The sequence below is a fragment of the Dapis hubbardiae BLCC-M172 genome, assembly GCF_050016015.1.
Lineage (GTDB): Bacteria > Cyanobacteriota > Cyanobacteriia > Cyanobacteriales > Microcoleaceae > Trichodesmium.
Genome location: NZ_JBNHEQ010000181.1, coordinates 1 through 1,590, shown reverse-complemented (window position 1 = coordinate 1,590; position 1,590 = coordinate 1). Strand labels below are relative to the sequence as shown.

Annotated in this window: 1 protein-coding gene; it reads left to right on the top strand. The window is 32.9% G+C overall.

Annotated elements, in window-relative coordinates; all coding sequences use genetic code 11:
• Positions 1-122: 122 nt before the first annotated feature.
• A complete protein-coding gene (locus ACP6PK_RS16285; protein ID WP_426560843.1) occupies positions 123-1,331 on the top strand; it encodes a 4-hydroxy-3-methylbut-2-enyl diphosphate reductase in 1,209 nt (402 codons plus the stop codon).
• The last annotated feature ends 259 nt before the right edge of the window (positions 1,332-1,590 follow it).

Sequence of the window (1,590 nt, the reverse complement as noted above, 5' to 3'; positions counted from 1 at the left end):
CTGTCTTAATTTAGCTAAACTTTTGTCGCTCTATTCTCATCAGAAATAAATCTCTTCAATTTTTCCGTTGAAAAACATTGTAAGATAAAACAAATTTCAGCAAAGTTTAATAATAAAACACAATGGATACAAAAGCTTTTACCAGGGCACTAAAAAAATCTGAGAATTATAACCGCAAAGGATTTGGTCATGCAGAAGAAGTCGCTACAGTTATGGATTCTGTTTATCAAAGTAACCTAATCCAGCAAATTAGAGATAATAACTATACCCTAAAAAAAGGTGAAGTAACCATAAAACTTGCAAAAGCTTTTGGTTTTTGTTGGGGTGTAGAAAGGTCTGTAGCAATGGCTTATGAAACTCGTCAACATTTTCCTAACCAACAAATTTGGATTACTTATGAACTAATTCATAATCCTTCTGTGAATCAAGATATGAGGGATATGCAAATTAAATTTATTCCTGTAATTGATGGCAAAAAAGATTTTTCTGTAGCTGGCAATAATGATGTAGTAATCTTACCTGCTTTTGGTGCAAGTGTTCAGGAAATGCAGATTTTAAAAGATAAAAATTGCCAAATTGTTGATACTACTTGCCCTTGGGTTTCTAAAGTTTGGAATAGTGTAGAAAAACATAAAAAGAAAAAATTTACTTCTATTATTCATGGCAAATATAGTCATGCAGAAACTATTGCGACTAGCTCTTTTGCTGATAAATATTTGATACTCCTGAATATGTCACAGGCAGAATATGTCTGTAATTATATTTTGAATGGTGGGAACCGTGATGAATTTATAACTAAGTTTAAACTTGCTTATTCTGAAGGTTTTGACCCTGATTTAGATTTAGAACAAGTTGGTATTGCTAATCAAACAACTATGCTGAAAACTGAGACTGAAGAAATAGGAAAGTTGTTTGAAAAGACAATGATGAAAAAGTATGGACCGGATCAATTAAATGAGCATTATCAAAACTTTAATACTATCTGTGATGCTACTCAAGAACGGCAAGATGCAATGGCGGGTTTATTCGATGAAAAGGTAGATTTAATGGTAGTAATAGGAGGTTTTAATTCTTCTAATACAACTCATTTGCAGGAAATGGCAATAGAAAATAATATTCCTTCCTATCATATTGATAGTGCTAAAAGGATTTTATCTGGGAATAGAATTGAACATAAACCTTTAGGAAATGAGGTAAAAATATCGGAGGGTTGGTTGCCTGAAGGTGAGGTAGTTGTGGTGGGTGTGACTTCTGGCGCTTCAACTCCAGATAAAGCTGTTGAAGATACTATTAATAAAATTTTGGAGATGAAGTTGGTTGTTAGGAATTAAATATTAGTCTGTTTTAATTGAGAAAATTTAGGGGTGATACTTATGCTTGTCACCCCTCCAGGTTAGACCCAATAAATAAACTATACAAACATAACGGTAACTTTAATAGTATTGCATTCTTGCTTTATCAACCTGCGCTGTTTTTCAGAAACTTTACCAAAAAGGTAAATACAACGTTCATGTTTTGGATAGTAATGGCTATAGCTTAAAACCCACATTCCGCACGACAAAATGTAGTACACAAAGAGTGGGAAACTTG